Source organism: Brumimicrobium salinarum (assembly GCF_002844555.1).
Taxonomy (GTDB): Bacteria; Bacteroidota; Bacteroidia; order Flavobacteriales_D; family Crocinitomicaceae; genus Brumimicrobium; species Brumimicrobium salinarum.
Window position 1 is genome coordinate 1 of sequence record NZ_PJNI01000050.1, and the last position, 1,619, is coordinate 1,619.

General features: G+C 35.9%; 1 protein-coding gene. It reads left to right on the forward strand.

What is annotated here, in order from left to right; translation table 11 throughout:
- Nucleotides 1-971 precede the first annotated feature (971 nt).
- Nucleotides 972-1,394: a DUF6943 family protein gene (locus CW751_RS15080; protein ID WP_133122255.1), complete on the forward strand. Its 423-nt coding sequence runs from the start codon at nt 972-974 to the stop codon at nt 1,392-1,394.
- The last annotated feature ends 225 nt before the right edge of the window (nt 1,395-1,619 follow it).

Below are 1,619 nucleotides of genomic sequence, written 5' to 3' on the forward strand. Positions count from 1 at the left end.
TCCATTTCCTGTTCAATTGTTAAATACATTGGCTCTAAATGAATAGTGTCCAAAATTGCTCCGATTAAATACTTCTCCTTTAATCACTAAGCATGAAATAACCGTAAATCTATATTTTAGTAGGTTCCAATCTAAGTTTTACAGTATGAATAAGCACTAGAAAGAAAGCTTCCAGCCACCCTTTGGTCAGCAGGAAGTTTTTGAGATTACTGTTCCTAATAAACTTAATCCAGTCAAGAGTGCTTTTTTCATATCCTCAATTATATTTCCAGTTACACCTGGAGTATTCCTTTTCCAAAACAGTTATCCCTAAAACCTTTGAAAAAGCACACTTGCAAAACATCATCCCTCCGAACTAACTAACATTATCGCAAGGAGGTATCAGCTGCCTGAAAAAGGCAGCAAATACTTAAAGCTTTTCTTGCTAAACTACGTTGGTAGTAAGTCAAGAGTAGCTGTTTTCTTTTATCAATAACTATTCTCTTGGCTCACTCATGGTTCCCATAATCTTATGTGTTATGCTATAATTTTGAAACATCTACACTTGAACCAAAAGTTCTCACTTCGTTTTATCATTATAGCTAACTCTTTAACTACACCTTCGTTTCAACGGTTTTTTTGACTAGGCTTTCCCTATGGATTAAAAATAAAAAAATAAAAGCAAAAATAGGGCTGTGCACAGCTTTATAAAGGTCAAGCCCTTCGGGTTTTGCAATAATAATTTTGGTTATCTTTTTTCAACTTAAATCTCCTCAGCTCTAAAGTTTGCCATCCATTCCTTTGTTCACTCATGGAGTCAAATTTTTTATTGTCAAAAACCTTGACAAAGCTGCGACTTAGCCCTAAAAAAATGGGCTTTCTTTTTTCCTTTTTTCTCGGCCTTTTTAGGTCATTTTCTTTGGTTTTTTCTTTTGGAATTCATGGCGGAGCGAAGCGACGATGAACATGACTTAATTTTTAAAACCTAAATTATGTCTAATTTCAAAATGATTACCTATCGACCAGAGGGCGTGTATAAAGGTCCCCACTTCTTTATCCTCAACAAAGGATTAAACAGCGGAAAACCACTCAAAAAGCCCTGCCCGAATTGCTTTGTGATAAGCTGCAATTCTGAAAGTGAAAAAGAAAGCTTGTACTGGATAGTTTACTCCTTGCACCAAGGGAAACGATTTCAAATTGCTCTAGTAGGATCAGTGATTCCCTTCATTCGGAAAGATGACCTCATCAAAATAATCACTGAAGCGCATAGCGCCACTTTTCACAAGCCTGAAGCAATCAAGAAGACTGTTTCATCACTTTTGCAATTGGAGCAGCAAGAAGAGAACTACAAGCGAATCCAAAACACACTAAAGCAATTAAGACAAGTTCTCGTTCACCAATTAATTAAATCGTAATTATTAACCATTTCGGCACGTCTCATTAGATGAGGTGTGCCGAACATAAATTTAAATATCATGTATCATATTAATCCAGCATGCACAAAGAGTATTTTAACATCAATGCCCAGGAAAGAAATTCCTGCAGAAATGGAAAAACTCAAACGGAAGATTGTTGAAACTCCTCCAGGGACCGAAAGAAGTAAATATATCAGGCTTTACCTATTTTGTCAAAAACTGACC

Coding starts and splice junctions, on each gene's coding strand:
- CW751_RS15080 (WP_133122255.1), top strand. CDS start 972: ATGTCTAATTTCAAAATGATTACCTATCGACCAGAGGGCGTGTATAAA.